The sequence below is a fragment of the Pseudomonas sp. HD6515 genome (assembly GCF_024971855.1).
Lineage (GTDB): Bacteria > Pseudomonadota > Gammaproteobacteria > Pseudomonadales > Pseudomonadaceae > Aquipseudomonas > Aquipseudomonas alloputida.
In genome coordinates this window covers 5585151-5601627 of sequence record NZ_CP079827.1, presented here as the reverse complement: position 1 = coordinate 5601627, position 16477 = coordinate 5585151, and the positions used below count along the sequence as shown (strand labels likewise).

At 54.3% G+C, this 16477-nt stretch carries 14 protein-coding genes and 1 pseudogene; 5 read left to right on the top strand and 10 right to left on the bottom strand.

Annotated features, from left to right (window positions below):
- Positions 1–29: 29 nt before the first annotated feature.
- The 7 genes from purD to KW568_RS25805 form a co-directional block, all read right to left on the bottom strand.
- Positions 30–1325 (bottom strand): phosphoribosylamine--glycine ligase, encoded by a 1296-nt coding sequence (gene purD, locus KW568_RS25835; RefSeq protein ID WP_003249685.1) that lies wholly within the window; start codon positions 1323–1325, stop codon positions 30–32.
- 146 nt (positions 1326–1471) lie between these two features.
- Positions 1472–3079, bottom strand: coding sequence for a bifunctional phosphoribosylaminoimidazolecarboxamide formyltransferase/IMP cyclohydrolase (gene purH / locus KW568_RS25830; RefSeq protein WP_003249687.1), 1608 nt, complete (start codon positions 3077–3079; stop codon positions 1472–1474).
- A gap of 81 nt (positions 3080–3160) precedes the next feature.
- Positions 3161–3481: a DNA-binding transcriptional regulator Fis gene (gene fis, locus KW568_RS25825; protein ID WP_003249693.1), complete on the bottom strand. Its 321-nt coding sequence runs from the start codon at positions 3479–3481 to the stop codon at positions 3161–3163.
- Entirely contained in the window at positions 3478–4491 is a 1014-nt protein-coding gene (gene dusB, locus KW568_RS25820) for a tRNA dihydrouridine synthase DusB (RefSeq protein WP_003249695.1), read from the bottom strand. The genes fis and dusB overlap by 4 nt, the downstream gene beginning before the upstream one ends.
- 207 nt (positions 4492–4698) lie before the next feature.
- Positions 4699–6054 (bottom strand): DUF3426 domain-containing protein, encoded by a 1356-nt coding sequence (locus KW568_RS25815; RefSeq protein WP_004577054.1) that lies wholly within the window; start codon positions 6052–6054, stop codon positions 4699–4701.
- Positions 6055–6096: 42 nt separating this feature from the next.
- Complete coding sequence (prmA, locus tag KW568_RS25810; RefSeq protein ID WP_004577055.1) at positions 6097–6975, bottom strand: 50S ribosomal protein L11 methyltransferase; 879 nt, start codon at positions 6973–6975, stop codon at positions 6097–6099.
- Between the two features lie 117 nt (positions 6976–7092).
- On the bottom strand, positions 7093–7548 hold the full coding sequence (locus KW568_RS25805) for a MaoC family dehydratase (RefSeq protein ID WP_003249703.1): 456 nt from the start codon (positions 7546–7548) through the stop codon (positions 7093–7095).
- A gap of 143 nt (positions 7549–7691) precedes the next feature.
- Here KW568_RS25805 and KW568_RS25800 point away from each other — a divergent pair, with 143 nt between their 5' ends.
- The 3 genes from KW568_RS25800 to KW568_RS25790 are packed head-to-tail and all read left to right on the top strand — an operon-like array spanning position 7692 to position 9367.
- Complete coding sequence (locus KW568_RS25800; protein WP_004576851.1) at positions 7692–8054, top strand: CidA/LrgA family protein; 363 nt, start codon at positions 7692–7694, stop codon at positions 8052–8054.
- The gene (locus tag KW568_RS25795; protein ID WP_004576852.1) at positions 8051–8767 is read left to right on the top strand and encodes an LrgB family protein; all 717 of its coding nucleotides are present in this window, start codon (positions 8051–8053) and stop codon (positions 8765–8767) included. The genes KW568_RS25800 and KW568_RS25795 overlap by 4 nt, the downstream gene beginning before the upstream one ends.
- A gap of 9 nt (positions 8768–8776) precedes the next feature.
- A complete protein-coding gene (locus KW568_RS25790; RefSeq protein WP_003249708.1) occupies positions 8777–9367 on the top strand; it encodes an LON peptidase substrate-binding domain-containing protein in 591 nt (196 codons plus the stop codon).
- 43 nt (positions 9368–9410) lie between these two features.
- Here KW568_RS25790 and KW568_RS25785 read toward each other — a convergent pair whose 3' ends face one another.
- Positions 9411–10727: a bifunctional DedA family/phosphatase PAP2 family protein gene (locus tag KW568_RS25785; RefSeq protein ID WP_004576853.1), complete on the bottom strand. Its 1317-nt coding sequence runs from the start codon at positions 10725–10727 to the stop codon at positions 9411–9413.
- Positions 10728–10729: 2 nt separating this feature from the next.
- Positions 10730–11119, bottom strand: a pseudogene (locus KW568_RS25780) (DNA-3-methyladenine glycosylase); the annotation flags it as partial.
- Positions 11120–11847: 728 nt separating this feature from the next.
- On the opposite strand from KW568_RS25780, the gene KW568_RS25775 reads away from it, so the two are divergent.
- Together KW568_RS25775 and KW568_RS25770 are read left to right on the top strand one after the other, a co-directional pair.
- Entirely contained in the window at positions 11848–12081 is a 234-nt protein-coding gene (locus KW568_RS25775) for a hypothetical protein (protein WP_131727727.1), read from the top strand.
- Positions 12082–12305: 224 nt separating this feature from the next.
- Positions 12306–13886 carry a replication endonuclease gene (locus KW568_RS25770; RefSeq protein ID WP_259537172.1) on the top strand — a complete coding sequence of 527 codons (1581 nt, stop codon included), beginning with the start codon at positions 12306–12308 and terminating at the stop codon, positions 13884–13886.
- Positions 13887–14534: 648 nt separating this feature from the next.
- On the opposite strand, the gene KW568_RS25765 is transcribed toward KW568_RS25770, so the two are convergent.
- A complete protein-coding gene (locus KW568_RS25765) occupies positions 14535–16469 on the bottom strand; it encodes a relaxase/mobilization nuclease domain-containing protein (RefSeq protein ID WP_161791718.1) in 1935 nt (644 codons plus the stop codon).
- Positions 16470–16477 lie beyond the last annotated feature (8 nt).

The window sequence follows — 16477 nt, the reverse complement described above, 5'->3', positions numbered from 1 at the left end:
CTGAAACCGCTACGGCATACCGGTAGTACTTACTGCTGGTGCTCACCGCGCTCGCGGGCGATGGCCCGATAGCCGATGTCGGAACGGTAGAAGCTGCCGTTCCAGCTGACTTCCTTGGCCAGGCGATAAGCCTGCTGCTGCGCGTCGGCAACGGTGCTGCCCATGGCGGTGGCACACAGCACGCGCCCGCCGTTGGTGGTTACCTTGCCATCCTTGAGCGCAGTACCGGCATGGAATACCTTGCCTTCGATCTTGGCGGCAGCGTCCAGGCCGTTGATCACGTCGCCCTTGGCGTAGTCGCCCGGGTAACCGCCCGCTGCCAGGACCACGCCCAGGCTCGGGCGCGGGTCCCACTGTGCTTCGACCTTGTCCAGTGCCTTGGCGAACGCAGCTTCCACCAGCAGTACCAGGCTCGACTCCAGGCGCAGCATGACCGGCTGGGTTTCCGGGTCGCCGAAGCGGCAGTTGAACTCGATGACCTTGGGGTTGCCCGCCTTGTCGATCATCAGGCCGGCGTAGAGGAAGCCGGTGTAGACGTTGCCTTCCTCGGCCATGCCGCGCACGGTTGGCCAGATCACCTGGTCCATCACGCGCTGGTGCACGTCGGCGGTAACCACCGGGGCAGGGGAGTAGGCGCCCATGCCGCCGGTGTTCGGGCCGGTATCCTGGTCGCCGACGCGCTTGTGGTCCTGGCTGGTGGCCATGGGCAGCACATTGTGGCCGTCGACCATGACGATGAAGCTGGCTTCTTCGCCGTCGAGAAACTCTTCGATCACGACACGCGAACCTGCTTCACCGAAGGCGTTGCCAGCCAGCATGTCACGCACGGCGGCTTCGGCTTCTTCCAGCGTCATGGCGACGATCACGCCCTTGCCTGCCGCCAGGCCATCGGCCTTGATCACGATTGGCGCGCCTTTTTCCTGCAGATAGGCCAGCGCTGGCTCGATCTCGGTGAAATTCTGGTAGTCGGCGGTCGGGATCTTGTGACGTGCCAGGAAATCCTTGGTGAAGGCCTTGGAGCCTTCCAGCTGGGCCGCGCCCTTGGTTGGGCCGAAGCAGTCCAGGCCGCGGCTGCGGAACAGGTCGACCACGCCGATAACCAGCGGTGCTTCCGGGCCGACGATGGTCAGGTCGACGTTTTTCTCGGCGAAGTCGGCCAGTTGCTCCAGGGCACACACGTCGATGGCGACGTTCTCGCACTTGGCTTCAATGGCGGTACCGGCGTTGCCCGGGGCAACGAAGACTTTCTCGACGCGTGGGTCCTGGGCGACTTTCCAGGCCAGGGCGTGCTCACGGCCGCCGCTGCCGATGATCAAAACTTTCATGTCAAAACCTCGATTCAAGTGATCCCGTGGCTTGCGCCGAACACTGTGGGAGCGGGCTTGCCCGCGAATGCGGCGGTGAATCCACCATCGTATTCGCGGGCAAGCCCGCTCCCACAGGATCTCGACTCGCCTCGGGATCCGCGTAATTAGTGGCGGAAGTGGCGCATGCCAGTGAAGACCATCGCGATGCCGGCCTCGTCGGCAGCAGCGATGACTTCAGCATCACGCATCGAACCACCCGGCTGGATCACGGCGCTGATACCCACTTTAGCTGCATTGTCGATGCCGTCACGGAACGGGAAGAATGCATCCGACGCCATGACCGCGCCCTGCACCTGCAGGCCAGCGTGCTCGGCCTTGATTGCAGCGATGCGGGCGGAGTTGACGCGGCTCATCTGGCCGGCGCCGACGCCGATGGTCTGGCGCTGCTTGGCGTAGACAATGGCGTTGGACTTGACGAACTTGGCCACTTTCCAGGCGAATACCAGGTCGTGGATCTCTTGCTCGGTCGGGGCACGCTTGGTGACGATCTTCAGGTCATCGGCGGTGATCATGCCGATATCGCGGCTTTGCACCAGCAGGCCACCGTTGACGCGCTTGAAGTCCCAACCGGCAGCGCGCTCGGCTGGCCACTCGCCGCACTCCAGCAGACGTACGTTCTGTTTGGCAGCCACCACGTCGCGGGCGGCCTGGGAGATTTTCGGGGCGATGATCACTTCGACGAACTGGCGGTCGACAATGGCCTTGGCGGTTTCGCCGTCCAGTTCACGGTTGAATGCGATGATGCCGCCGAACGCCGATTCGGTGTCGGTCGCGTAAGCCAGGTCGTAGGCTTTGCGGATGCCGCCTTCGTCTTCCGGTACTACCGCCACGCCGCACGGGTTGGCGTGCTTGACGATGACGCAGGCCGGCTTGACGAAGCTCTTTACGCATTCCAGCGCGGCGTCAGTGTCGGCCACGTTGTTGAATGACAGTTCCTTGCCTTGCAGCTGGACAGCGGTGGAAATGCTGGCTTCGCCTTTCTTGGCTTCGACATAGAACGCCGCGCTCTGGTGCGGGTTCTCGCCATAACGCATTTCCTGTGCCTTGACGAACTGGCTGTTGAAGGTGCGCGGGAATTCGCTGCGCGCCTCGGTGCTCAGGGTGTCCTTGGCCTGGTCGATGGTGCCCATGTAGTTGGCGATCATGCCGTCGTAGGCGGCAGTGTGCTCGAACGCCTTGAGCATCAGATCGAAGCGCTGGGCATAGGTCAGGCCACCGGCCTTGAGGCCTTCGACGATGCCGGCGTAGTCGCTGGCGTTGACCACGATGGCCACGTCCTTGTGGTTCTTGGCTGCCGAACGGACCATGGTCGGGCCGCCGATGTCGATGTTCTCGATGGCGGTCGGCAGGTCACAGCCAGGCTTGGAAATGGTGGCTTCGAACGGGTACAGGTTGACCGCAACCAGGTCGATCGGCTTGATGCCGTGCTCGTTCATGATGGCGTCGTCGGTGCCACGACGGCCGAGGATACCGCCGTGGATCTTCGGGTGCAGGGTTTTGACCCGGCCATCCATCATTTCGGCGAAGCCGGTGTAGTCGGCCACTTCCACCGCGTTTACGCCGTTGTCCTTGAGCAGCTTGTAGGTGCCGCCGGTGGACAGGATCTCGACACCGAGCTGCTGCAGCTCACGGGCGAATTCGAGGATACCGGTCTTGTCGGAGACGCTGATCAGGGCGCGGCGGACTGGCAGGCGGGTAGTCTGGTCGGTCATTTCGGGTTCCAATAACGCGGTGGAGTCAGCAAAAAAGGCGCCTCTGTTCAGGGAGTCGCCTTTTCTGGATGGGATTCTGGCTTACAACAAGTCGTACTGCTTGAGCTTCTTGCGCAGGGTGCCTCGGTTCAGCCCGAGCATCTCGCTGGCCTTGGTCTGGTTGCCCTTCACGTAGTTCATCACGCTTTCGAGCAGGGGCGCCTCGACTTCGGAGAGCACCAGGTTGTACACGTCCGTCACGGTCGCGCCTTCCAGGTGGGCGAAGTAGTTGTGCAGCGCCTTCTCGACGCTGTCGCGAAGGGTCTGGCCCTCTTCGCTCGGCGTGTTGAGGTGCTGTTTCAGGTTGGCGTTGTCGCTCACGGGCGTTGTTCCACTCACAAAATTCTCGGTCATCATCGTCATGCGGCCACCCCTTGTCCGTCCTCTGTCTCAAGGCTCTGTCGACGTTCGCTGAAAAACGCGCGAACGTTGGCGCACTGCGCTTGTGTGTCTTCCAAAGCGTTGAACCGGGCGCGAAACTCCTTGCCGCCGGGTCGTGTTGCCAGGTACCAGCCAACGTGCTTGCGGGCGATACGTACGCCCATCACATCGCCATAGAAGGCATGCAGCGCGGCCAGATGCTCCAGCAGGATGCGTTCCACTTCGTCCAGTTGCGGCGCTGGCAGATGTTCGCCAGTGCGCAGGTAATGCTCGATCTCGCGAAAGATCCATGGCCGCCCTTGGGCAGCCCGGCCAATCAACAGGCCATCGACCCCGGTGGTTTCCAGCACCGCCCGGGCCTTTTCTGGCGAGGTGATATCGCCGTTGGCAAAAACCGGGATTGACACCGCCTGCTTGATGGCCGCGATGGTGTCGTATTCGGCTTCGCCGGTGTACAGGTCGGCACGTGTGCGGCCATGCACCGCCAGCGCCTGGATGCCAGCCTGTTCGGCGATCTTCGCCACGTTCAGGCCGTTCTTGTTCGCCCGGTCCCAGCCGGTGCGGATTTTCAGGGTCACCGGTACGTCCACAGCGCTGACCACGGCGTGGAGGATCTCGCTGACCAAGGCTTCATCTCTCAATAAAGCAGAGCCTGCGGCTTTGTTGCAGACTTTTTTTGCCGGACAGCCCATGTTGATGTCGATGATCTGGGCACCCGCTTCGACATTGGCCTTTGCCGCCGCTGCCATCATCTGCGCATCACCGCCGGCGATCTGCACCGAGCGTGGCTCGGGATCACCTTCATGGATGCGGCGCAGGCTCGACTTGCGGCTGTTCCACAGGCTCATGTCGCTGCTTACCATTTCCGACACCACCATGCCGGCGCCCAGGCGCTGGCAAAGTGTACGGAAAGGCTGGTCCGTGACCCCGGCCATGGGCGCGAGGATCAGGTTGTTACGTAGTGTGTATTGGCCGATGCGTACCGCCGACATAGGTGATCCCTGTTGTGGGGCCGAATCTTGGAGTTCGAAAAAGGGTTGGCATGATACCCGCTCTCGATGACTGGATAAAGATGGATTTGGATAAAATCTGAACAGTTGTCGGCTTATGCCTTTGTGCTTCAAGCAGCAAGCGACAGGACAAAAAGCGGTCGCGGTTGGGGCTTCTTGTCTTGTCGCTTGCTGCTGGCCGCTTGTCGCCTACTCCGGCGAACGGAAGCTCAGGCTGTAATTCACGGCCTTCGGCCCAGGGTCGAGGATGTCCAGGGCAATGTGGATTGGCGTCTGGCTGGGCATTTCGCCACGCCCTGCCAGTTCCCCCGACAGGTACTCGCTGGGCTTGAAGCGACGGCTGGCGATCAGTTGGCCATTGAGATCGGCGAAGCGCAGCTCCAGCAATGGGAATGGCTGGGCGAACGGTGCGCGGTTGTAGATGATCGCGTCGACAATGAGTGCGCCCTTGAAGTCCGGGTGGCTGCGCACCACCAGATTGCTGCTTTTGATGCGTGCAATATCGACGCGGGTAGGGACCTGGCAGCCGAGCATCGGGCAGATTTGCTGGAAAATCGGCCGATACTGGTCCTGGCGGGCCATTTCGTCGAAGTGGAACCACACGTACTGGAACGCCAGCAGGCCGGCAGCCAGCAGGGTCAGAAAGCCCCACAGCAGGCGCTTGCCCCAGTTGGGTGCGGGTTTTTCCCAGCCTAGCTGCAGCGGGTCATCGACCACATCGACCAGCGGCTCCTTGCGCGAGGGGCGCTCGGGCTTGCCAGCAAAGCCTGGTTCCAAGCGCTCTCCGGGCAGCGGCTCGACGGGCTCGTCGTCATGCGCCGACAGGCGCAGCGCCAGTGGCTCGTCGTCGCGGGCGCTCAGGCCCGTTTCCGGGGTTTCGTCATCGCTGATACGCAGCGGTTCGCTGAATGCGGGCTGGTCATCGCGTTCGGCCGCACGGTGCACAGGCGGCTCGCCATCGATGTCCAGGTCAAGGTTGCTGCCCAGGGTAGGCTCGGTACGCTCGCCGGGGGCAGGCTCCAGGTCCAGCTCCAAAGGTTCCGGTTCCAGTAGCACCGGGGTAGGCTCTGCCGGTTCCTGCGGCGCGTAGGGCTCATCGGTAGCCGTACCGAAAAGGTCTTCTGCGTGCTCGTCCGGGTGAAGTTCATCGCGCCGTGCCTGCAGCTTGTCATCCTGGCTGGCCGGGTGGGTCGGGGCCGGTTGGCCGCGACGCTCCAGGCGCTCCAGTTCCTTGTCGAGGTCGAGCTCGTCAAGCGCCTGGGCAGTCAGCGCCCAGTCCTGGTCAGGAGGGGTGCCGCGTACACTGATGGCAGGCTCTGGCGCCAGCTCGGCCAGCGGCTCGGCAGGCACTGCAGGTACCGGTGCCGGCACCACGGGGGCGCTGGTGGTAGCGGCGCGGTTTTGCTCCAGCAGCTGCTTGGCGGCATTGAATACCTGCAGGCAGTGACCGCAGCGCACCACGCCACGCGCCACGCCCAACTGGTGGTGGGTGACGCGAAAGCTGGTCTGGCAATGCGGGCACTGGGTGACGAAACTGTCGGTCATGCGGCGATCCGGGAGCTGTGCAGAAAAGTATTCTAGGCCCGCTTAGCGACGCCGACCACTGATGCGCACCCAGCCGTCGCGCACGACGATCGGGTCCAGTTCAAAGTCGGCGGCATAAGCTGCGGCCACGTCTTCACCTTGCTCGGCGAGGATGCCCGACAGCGCTAGCAGGCCACCTGGGCGAACCAGGCCGGACAACTGTGGCGCCAGCGACACCAACGGGCCGGCGAGGATGTTGGCAACCAGCACGTCGGCCTGCATCGCCGGCATGTGTTCGGGCAGGTACAGCGCCAGTTTCTCGTCGGCAATGCCGTTGCGTTGGGCGTTGTCGCGCGAAGCCTCGATGGCCTGCACGTCGATGTCGGTACCTACCGCTTCGCGGGCGCCCAGCAGCAGCGCAGCGATGGCCAGGATGCCCGAACCGCAGCCAAAGTCCAGCACCTGGGTGCCTTCAAGCTGCTGGCCGTCGAGCCATTCCAGGCACAGGGCCGTGGTGGGGTGGGTGCCGGTGCCAAAGGCCAGGCCCGGGTCGAGCAGCAGGTTCACGGCGTCCTTTTCCGGGGCATCGTGCCAGCTGGGCACGATCCACAGGCGGCCGCCGAAGCGCATCGGCTGGAAGTTGTCCATCCAGCTGCGCTCCCAGTCCTGATCCTCGATCACCTCGGCCTGGTGCTCGGGCAGCTCGGCGCCGGTCAGCAGGCGCAAGTGGGCGAACACCTGTTCAGGGTCGGCATCGGCCTCGAACAGCGCCAGCAGGTGAGTGTGCGACCACAGCGGGGTGGTGTTGAGGTCTGGTTCGAAGATCGGTTGATCTTCGGCATCCATGAACGTGACCGAGACGGCGCCTACTTCAAGCAGCGCATCTTCATAGGTTTCGGCTTGTTCCGGGCTGATGGCCAGGCGTACTTGCAGCCAGGGCATGGCGGGCACCTTTGATAAATCGACAGGGGCAGCCCTAGGCTGCGCGAAGGCTGGCAGTTTACGCGAGTGCGGGGGATTTGTGGATCGGGGGCTGCACTGCAGCCCCCCGGGCATGTATCAGACAAAACAGAGCGACAGCGACTCGGCTATATAAGCAGGCTTCTCTTCACCCTCGATCTCCAGCGTGGCAATCGCCTTGAGTAGCCACTGCCCCGGTTTTTTCTCGGTCACCTCGCCCAGCTTTACCTTCAGCCGAACCCGGCTGTCGACCTTGACCGGCTGAATGAAGCGCACGCTGTCCAGCCCGTAGTTCACCACCATCTTCAGCCCTTGCGGCAGAACGAGGATGTCCTCGATCAGCTTGGGGATCAGCGACAAGGTCAGGAAACCATGGGCGATCGTGCCGCCAAACGGGGTTTTTGCTGCCTTCTCAGGGTCGACATGGATGAACTGGAAGTCGCCGGTCGCCTCGGCGAACAGGTTGATGCGCTGCTGGTCGATCTTCACCCACTCCGAGTGGCCCAGCTCCTTGCCAACGTACTGCGAAAGCTCTGTAACCGGTACATGGGGCATCGCGGACTCTCCGAGTTGTCAATTGGTACGAAAGTACAAGATCAGCACGGCGAACCGTTTCAGTCAAGTTGCCCGCTTTTCGGCGAATATCGGTCTATAGCTGAGCGTGCTTATAATGGCGGCCATGCCCGAGGGAGATGCTTATGCTGTTGCGTGGTTTGACCTGGCTGGTAATGTTCCAGCTGCTGGGGACGGCGATCAATCACCTGTTTGTGCCGTTTTTGCCCGGGCCGATCATCGGCCTGTTGTTGCTGCTGCTCTTTCTCATGGCTCGCGGTGAGGTCGGCAAGCCGCTGAACGAGGCCGCCAGCAGCTTGCTGCGCTATCTCCCGCTGCTGCTGGTACCGCCGGCAGTCGGGGTGATGGTATATGCCAAGGACATTGCCGCCGACTTCTGGGCGATTGTCGGGGCCTTGCTGATCTCCTGTCTGATGACCCTTGTGTTCGTCGGTGTGCTGATGCAAAAGCTCATCCAGCGCCAGGGCAAGCGTGAGGAGCAGCCATGATGCTCGACTGGCAGGGCGCACTCGATGCGGTCATTCACCACCCATTGTTCGGTATTGGCATCACGCTGGGGGCCTATCAGGTCGTGCTGGCAGCCTACGAGAAAACCCGCTGGATCTTCCTGCAACCTGTACTGGTGTCGATGCTGCTGGTGATCGGTGTGTTGCTGCTGTGCGGTATCGATTACAGCGAATACCGCAAAAGCACCGAAATCATGAACATCCTGCTGGGGCCCGCTACGGTGGCCCTGGCTGTGCCGCTCTACCTCAACCTGCGGCGTATCCGCCAGCTGTTCTGGCCGACATTTACTACGCTGGTAGTCGGAGGCCTGTTTGCCACGCTCTGCTGCCTGGTGCTGGGTTGGTGGTTCGGTGCCGAGCACATGATCCTGATGACCATGGCGCCGAAGTCCGTCACCTCGCCGATCGCCATGCTGGTGGCTGAGCAGATTGGCGGCGTGGCGGCCCTGGCGGCAGTGTTCGTGTTGATTACCGGGGTGATCGGGGCGATCTTCGGCCCGGCGTTGCTGAGCCGCTTCGGCGTGCACAGCCCTGAGGCGCGCGGCATGTCGCTGGGCGTGACCGCACACGCAGTGGGCACTTCGGTGGCCCTGCAGGAAAGTGACGAATGCGGCGCCTTTGCCGCGCTGGCGATGAGCCTGATGGGGGTGGCTACAGCGGTGTTCCTGCCGCTGGCAGTCAGCCTGGTGGCTTGAGGAATTGTGATGACGCTACCGCTGTTTCCGCTCAATACCGTGCTGTTTCCTGGCTGCTTCCTCGATTTGCAGATTTTCGAGGCACGCTACCTGGACATGATCGGGCGCTGCATGAAGCAGGGCGAAGGGTTTGGTGTGGTGTGCATCCTTGAGGGCGAACAAGTTGGCAAGGCGCCGCCGGTGGTCGCCTCGATCGGCTGTGAAGCGGTGATCCGCGACTTCGTGCAGCAGGATAATGGCTTGCTGGGTATTCGCGTCGAGGGCGTGCGGCGCTTCAATCTGGAAAGCTCCGAGGTGCAGAAGGACCAGTTGCTGGTGGGCCAGGTGCAATGGCTGCCCGAGCAGGCCGACAGCCCGTTGCTGGAGGCCGATGACGACCTGCTGGCGCTGTTGGTGGCCCTGGGTGAGCACCCCATGGTCGAAGCGCTGGGCATGCCGCGCCCGGTGGACGGGCGTCAGGCGCTGGCCAATCAGCTGGCGTACTTGTTGCCGTTCATGGAAGAAGACAAGCTGGACCTGCTGACCCTCGATTCGCCGCAGCAGCGGCTGGGGGAAATCCAGAAGCTGCTGGAGCGGATTCAGGGTGAGTTGTTCGCCTGATGGATCTGCATTGCCTGTGTCGGCTAGGCCGGCACAGGCAACATCAATATTGATACCTGACCAACGCTTGCGGCAGCGCATGCATGGCGAAGAACGTCAGCAGCGCCACACATGCCGGCAACACCAGCCACCACACCCGCAGCGGCAGGGCTGGCAGGGTCTGCTGGCGTTGCACCAATGTCAGGCTGAGTGCGCATACGCAACAGGCCAGCAGGGCCCCAGCCAGGATATCGGTTGGCCAGTGCGCCCCCAGGTACACCCGCGACAGGGCAATCGCCAGCGCCGGAATGCACCCCAGCATCACCCAGGTCAGGCGCATGCGTGGTGGCTGCCCACGCCCCGCCAGTACGGCCATGACCAGGAAGAACGCGAACGATGCCGAGCTGTGCCCGCTGGGCATGCTGTAGCTGGTCAGTGGGTCGGTCAGTACTTCCGGCCTGGCCCGGGCAAATAGCCATTTCAGTGTGCCGTTGGCGATCGCCGTACCCATCAACGCGCCAGCGGCGAAAAATGCGTGTCGCCACTGACGGGCAAGCAGCAGCAGGCCGGTCAGCAGGCCGCCGAGGAACAACTGGGTGCGGAAATCGCCTAGCCGTGTCACCAGCACCACGGTGCTGTCGATGGCCTGGCTGCGATGCTCCTGGACCAGTGTCATCACGCCTTGGTCGAACTCATGGAGGTAGGGCCAGCCGAGGAATACACCGGCCAGGGTGATGAAGCTGAGCGCGGCAACCAGCCGGGTGCCGTGGCGTTGGTCTCGCAGGCTGGTATTCAGGCTCAGGCCGATCAGCACCGCGAGGGCGCCGGCGATGATCCCGGCGTCCAGCCAGAAGCCTTCCGGCAGGGGCAGGCGCATGGCGGCGCCGGTGGCCCAGCCGGGTAGCAGGTAGGCGACCGACCAGCCGGCACCCGCCAGCAGGCTGACGGCGATGAAGCGCGGCAGGGGCATGTCGAACATGCCGGCGACCATTGGCAGCATCGGCCGCAGCGGGCCGATGAAGCGGCCTACCAGCAGGCTGGCGATGCCATAACGCTGGAAGTAGCTTTCGGCGCTGCCGATCCATTCCGGATGGTGGCGTAGCAGCGGCAGGCGGCGGATGTTCTGGTGGAAGTACTTGCCCACTGTGTAAGACAAGGCGTCGCCCAGCAGGCCGCCGAGAAAGCCGAGGAGCAGCGTTTCGCCCAGGCTGAACGTGCCGCTGCCGGCCAGTACCGCCACGGCGAACAGCAGTACGGTGCCCGGCACGATAATGCCGGCGATGGCCAGGCATTCGATGCAGGCCACCAGGAAAATCGCCAGGCCAAGCCACTGTGGGTTGGCGCTGAGCCAGCCGGTCAGGCTGTCGAGCCATTGGCCCATGTTCAGCTTCCTTGTTCGAGAATGAAGAAATCACGGCCTTCGACTTGGCCGCGACGTAACGGGTTCCGTGTGCAGAAACGGGCGTACCCGGCATCGACGAAGCGGTACGGCAGGTGCTCGTCGCGCCCGTGCGGGATGCCCAGGCGAGCGGCCTGGATCACTCGGGGCACGGCGTTGCCGCAGTCCTCGACGTACAGGCGTTCGGCGTCGAAACGCTGGGCGTCCCAATGCGGCACTTTCAGGCCCAGGGCCCGGCATAGCAGGGTCTGGCCGGCGCACAGGCGCTCTTGCGGGCGGATATTGCCGCTTGCATCGGGGTTGTTCAGTTGCATCTGCGCCAGGCTGTCGGGTCCCGAGAGGGCGTCCTGCCAAGGATAGGCAGACTTGATCAAGTCGTCCATATTTTACCTGTAGGAATCGTCTGCATTCGCCGCCATTTTACTCAAGGTCGATTTTTGTGGTTGAACTTGTTCAAGCATGAAAATTGAGCACATATAAAATTTTATATAAAAGCACCGATTAAGGTCGAACGCTAATTTTTAAATTTTGACAATTACTATCCAACCTTAAATATATTTTCAATTTGCTATTGACACGATATTTAGTTGATTTTAAGCCATTTATTGACTGCCCTCAAAACTTAAAACTCAAAAAAAGTTCATAAAAAAAGAAAATAACGTCGAACTTAATTTTCAATGAACTAACGGAATCGGACAAAATACGCTACGTTTTTATTATCGGTATTGTTATACACGAAAGAAATTTCAAGCTCTAAAAAGGGCTATTTTATGAATTTTAATTTTTAGAAAAATTACTAGCCTTGATGACTTTTGAAGCACCAAATTCTTTTGAGGCTCGGGGACATATCCCCGAACCAAAGAACAGTTATAAAATTGACTTTCAGGAATGTTACTAAACATCGACGCCATGGTTTTAATTAGCGAACAAAGTTCGCAATACCCAGATGCTTTTGACTTTGATGCTTTTGAATATTACTTATAGTTACATGCGATTTGATTTTTTATAAAAAAATGCTATATTGATAGCAAGGCAATATATATATAACAATATGAGAAGAAAAGCAGTAATTGACAGATTGATAAATGAAAAAGAGAGATTGATGCAGGATAATCCACAACTGAAATTTTACGAAAGACAAAAAGGTTTGCTTTTTAATGTGAAGCCGCAAGATATTGATACTGCGGGATATTGGAGATTAAATAATAGAAAAGTAAAGGCTAATGCCAAGCCTATTGCTTATGTTGTTAGTGGAAGGGGTGGAACACGAAACGGAACGAAATTTTTAACGCATTTCGTTGCTGCATATCACATAACCCAAACAGAAATAATTTAAACAAACCAGCAAAATGCTGGTTTTTTTTTGCTTTTGATTTTGATTTTGCTCTCCTTGGATAACTCTTAAATAAGTGTCGCAAGCTGATTTTACAAGGTTTTCTGACCGTTTCTGATTTTGAAAAAACTAGCATCTCTTAAATTCGATTAATAAAAACTATGTATTTATTTGACAATCTAATATGGCGTGATATTAGTATTAGTAAGTAAACAAAAAAGGCTCGCATGATATTTCTTCCACAAACAATAATTCTTGAAAATCTTACACCTGAATTCTTCTTTGCAGAATGCGAAAGACAGTATATTTTTGAGCGAGCTATCGAAAAGAAACTGACCTCGAAAGAATATTATGAAAACAAGTTAAATAATTCATCAGAAAGAAAGCATGAAGCCTTAGTCAAAGAAATACGAAACCTTAAACAAAAAATCACTTGGGTTGCATCGTGCGACGAATATAAATGCTGGAAGATACAAAACAAGTATGCACTTACTGGCGACTTGGACGAAATCGTCAAGAATATCACGTTCGTTTTCAAGAAAATTCAAGAAAACCTAATTATAAAGAAAAGAAATCTCAAAAATGACGATTGCGGCGAAAACGTGCTCTCACATATAAATCATAATTGGAATATCGGCTACGGCATCAAAATAAAAGATATCAAAGGGTCAACAACAAAAGACAAGCTAATCAATATTACTGATGAGAAAAAGCTCAAATCGCAAATAAAAAGGATACAAAAGCAACGAAGCGAACTTTCAAAGCTGCACTCAGGTTTGATTGGTGCAGGTCAAGCATATGAAATTTGTAGTGATGAGGTTGTTCGCAATAGAGAAGCTGACGAGCAAAAACAATATGAATACATATTGAGCAAATACGTTGTTTATGCAGACCATAGAAAAATCCCGCTATCAAAAGTAGTAAGTACTGAAAAACAAAGATTTGCTGAGATATATATTCAAGTTACATCATTAGACGCCTATGCCAAGCAACTTGATTACAAGCCACTTTTCATCACGTTCACTGCACCCGCTAGATTTCACCCAAAGCCTTCAAATGGGGTGAGTTCTTGGGATGGTTCAACTCCAAAAGAAAGTAATGATTACTTGAAAGGCTTATGGAATGCTTTTAGAAAAGACATCCATAGGTATAAAATTGAGATGAATGGTTTCTGGGCAGTCGAACCACACAAAGACCAATGCTTTCACAAGCACGCTTTAATGTATGTTAATAAGAAGCATTATGACGAATTAGCAATCTTAATTAACAAACATTTTAGACACTCGGAAAACGCTGTGAGAATTGAAGAAATTGACACAAAGAAAAGCAAGGCTACATCATACGTAATGAAGTATCTAACAAAATCATTCAACATGGACTTTGAATTAAAAGACGGCGTTCTAAATATAGATAAGCTGGAAATCTCAAATCACAAGAAAGTTAGAGCAGTCCAAGCATTGTGGGGTGTGCGTAGATATGCAATGTTCGGTGTTAATAACACGTTATCGCTATGGAGAGAACTAAAAAGAAAACCATTTTTTAAAGGCAAAAATGAAACCCTTGATAAAGCATTTATGTTTGTTGAGAAAAACGACTTTATAGGCTTCTCGATGTTTGTTAATGGAAAGCTCAAAATAATGAGGGTCTTCAATGAAATACAAATCATGAAAGATGATTTGCTGGGCAATGTATTTAGCAAAAGCCTAATTGGCAAATACATAATTGATTTGGGGACGAACGAAGTAATTGATATCAAATCAACTTGCAAGATAGTAGATGCTTCATCGTTTGATGCGGCAGCCGCCTAATAAATATATATTTATCTATTGATTTAAATCAATAGCATGTTATATTGTAACCAACGAACTGGAGAACAATAAACATGAAATTAATACGAGTGGCCAGCGGCAAGAAAGAAGTCTTAAGGTTTATTAAGAAACTTGGTCTAGATGGTATGTATGAGGATATTAGAAGTATACACAATAACAGCGAGTGCGACTTGTTTTATGATACCGTTGACGGCGAATTTAAAGCCTTAGTAGACCAAAGTAAAGTACCATATCAATATTGGGACAACTGCTTAAAGGTGTAATCCACCTGAATTCTGCCAGCCAGCTAACGCTGTTTTTTGTGCCCGTATTTATGATGATAAATATATGTATTTATTTGACTTTGCTTTTATTTGTGCTCTAATGAATATATACATATAAGAAAAGGAGCATTATGAGAAAGCCAAAAGCAAAAGCCAATTTAAAATCCTGCACTATTATATTAGACGCCGAAACACTCAATCAATTCAAGGCGGTCGCGAAGGAGCACAAGTTCCCTTTGTCTCGCTTTTTAAATGATTGCATGAAAGAATATTTGAACGTGAGTAGTGGTCGAGACTTTCAAAAGGACGTTATGCTGCATGTAGGGATTAGAAATTTCCAAAACAAATAAAAGCCCTGATAGGGCTATTTGTTTAACTGCGGCTTTAAGTCAAACGTAACCACTCTTTTGTTTGCCATCTGTGCTTTAAAAGCTTGTTCAAGCTGTTTTGCGGCTGACGGGTCTCTTTCTTTAATTTCATCAAATAGATTATAAAGCTTCTGCCTAAATTCATATTGTCGCTTAACCTCGCCAGTTTTTATGCCATTACGATTGTCTGGAATGTTGTCCATTTCTCTATGCCCCGCAATGTCTCGCGTGCTGCTGCCCGGAAATAAGCTTTTCGTTAGTCTCGATTGCAACCATTCAAATTCTTCAACAATTTCATCATTCGAATATGTTGAATAGTCGCCATCGACCTTATGGTTTTCAGGCTCTGCAAGCGGCTCTGGTGCCATCGGTGTGTAAAGGTCATCTACGACAGGCTCGGTTGATTTTGACGGTTCTATGGCTTCCTTATGAGCTTGTGCGACTGGTGTAGGGGTGGCTGGCTCAAACTCTTTCATCAAGTCATCAATCAAATCATCATTGCTGGCTGCCACCTTGTGCTGATCCACCTGACTTGTTGGTTCTGTGGCCTTCTCTGGTGCGTTCTCAACGGGTGTAGGCACGACAGGCTCAACTGGTTTAGGTGGCTCTACGGCCACCGTAGGAGCTTTTGGTTTAGGATCTGGCTTCTTATTCATCGAAGCATATTGCTCTTGAATTTTCTTCAACTCTTCTAAATCTGCTGGGGTAGGTTTGTAACCTTCGAGCTTGAACCCTTTGGCTTCCAATCCCATCAATTGAAATTCAAGCCATATGTTTTTCTTAAAGAAATCAGGGCCATTCACTGTGAATGATTGTGGTGGTTTAGCGTCAGCAACAAGCCTTTGAATGCCAGCCTTTGCTGACTGTCTTGATAAATCATGGAATGAAACCTTTGACGGGTCTTTGTAATACTCGAATGATTTTTTGCTACTGGCTGAATTATAGAAATATTCAACCTTGTCACTATGCTGAATAAACTTGAACTTCGTGGCAAGCACTGATTTCGGGTTAATCTTTTTCATGTAGTCGGGGGTTGCTTCATTTGAAGCAATAGAACAATCTTCGTATTTCTTAATGTTGTGCTTATTTTTCAAAGTCTGCTCAAAGCCAGTATCATCACCTAATTTGACTTTAAGTGTTTTGTAAGACAAGCTAAGCTCGGAAGCTTTGAATATCTGGTCTTCATATTGAATGGAGAAAGATGATTTACCATTGTGAATGATATTAAACCCATTCTCGGTTATCCTGCTGATAAAATCGGAAGGGCTTGAAGAGCTATTAATGTAAACGTTTAAGGCGTCTTTCATCTGTTGCTTGTTCGAAATTATGCCTCGGACTTCAAGCATTCTTTCATTGGATGGCGGATGTTTGTCTTTATATTTTTTACTGATGATGTTTTTCTTTTCTTCTAGTGTTAAGTCTTTTATCTTGTCGAGTTCGTCCATATCTCTTGAAATTCGATTTTCTGGAACTATCAAATTATATTTTTGTTCGAGCTTTTCGCATTCTCTTTCAATAACTCGGTAGTCATTGCTGACGTTATAACACTTGCCATTGAAGTCTTTTAAAGACCACACAATATGAACATGAACCTCATCTGTATCAACATGAACGCCTAACGCATACTTTCTGTTTGATAGATTGTGCGTCTTTTCATATAGTTCTTTTACAATCTGCTTCGCTTGTTCAGTAGTAACGTTATCATTGGTGTGAAAGCTGACCATGTCGTGCTGACTTCTAACTGATTGCTTTCTGCCCTTTGTTCTAACAGCAACATCATTTTCGATTGATGTTGCAATGGCATTCGCAATTTGTCTTTTAGATGAGTTCATAGGTGTGTAAATGTTGCTTTCGAACAATACACATCCATCATCTTTGTGGAAGTATTTAGAAGCTTTATATACTCCTGACCTGCTTTTCTGGGTGCTCAATCTTTTCC

Excerpts from the sequence above, each read along its gene's own strand:
- purD (WP_003249685.1), bottom strand. The coding sequence starts at position 1,325 with ATGAAAGTTTTGATCATCGGCAGCGGCGGCCGTGAGCACGCCCTGGCC.
- purH (WP_003249687.1), bottom strand. The coding sequence starts at position 3,079 with ATGACCGACCAGACTACCCGCCTGCCAGTCCGCCGCGCCCTGATCAGC.
- fis (WP_003249693.1), bottom strand. The coding sequence starts at position 3,481 with ATGACGATGATGACCGAGAATTTTGTGAGTGGAACAACGCCCGTGAGC.
- dusB (WP_003249695.1), bottom strand. The coding sequence starts at position 4,491 with ATGTCGGCGGTACGCATCGGCCAATACACACTACGTAACAACCTGATC.
- KW568_RS25815 (WP_004577054.1), bottom strand. The coding sequence starts at position 6,054 with ATGACCGACAGTTTCGTCACCCAGTGCCCGCATTGCCAGACCAGCTTT.
- prmA (WP_004577055.1), bottom strand. The coding sequence starts at position 6,975 with ATGCCCTGGCTGCAAGTACGCCTGGCCATCAGCCCGGAACAAGCCGAA.
- KW568_RS25805 (WP_003249703.1), bottom strand. The coding sequence starts at position 7,548 with ATGCCCCATGTACCGGTTACAGAGCTTTCGCAGTACGTTGGCAAGGAG.
- KW568_RS25800 (WP_004576851.1), top strand. The coding sequence starts at position 7,692 with ATGCTGTTGCGTGGTTTGACCTGGCTGGTAATGTTCCAGCTGCTGGGG.
- KW568_RS25795 (WP_004576852.1), top strand. The coding sequence starts at position 8,051 with ATGATGCTCGACTGGCAGGGCGCACTCGATGCGGTCATTCACCACCCA.
- KW568_RS25790 (WP_003249708.1), top strand. The coding sequence starts at position 8,777 with ATGACGCTACCGCTGTTTCCGCTCAATACCGTGCTGTTTCCTGGCTGC.
- KW568_RS25785 (WP_004576853.1), bottom strand. The coding sequence starts at position 10,727 with ATGGGCCAATGGCTCGACAGCCTGACCGGCTGGCTCAGCGCCAACCCA.
- KW568_RS25775 (WP_131727727.1), top strand. The coding sequence starts at position 11,848 with ATGCAGGATAATCCACAACTGAAATTTTACGAAAGACAAAAAGGTTTG.
- KW568_RS25770 (WP_259537172.1), top strand. The coding sequence starts at position 12,306 with ATGATATTTCTTCCACAAACAATAATTCTTGAAAATCTTACACCTGAA.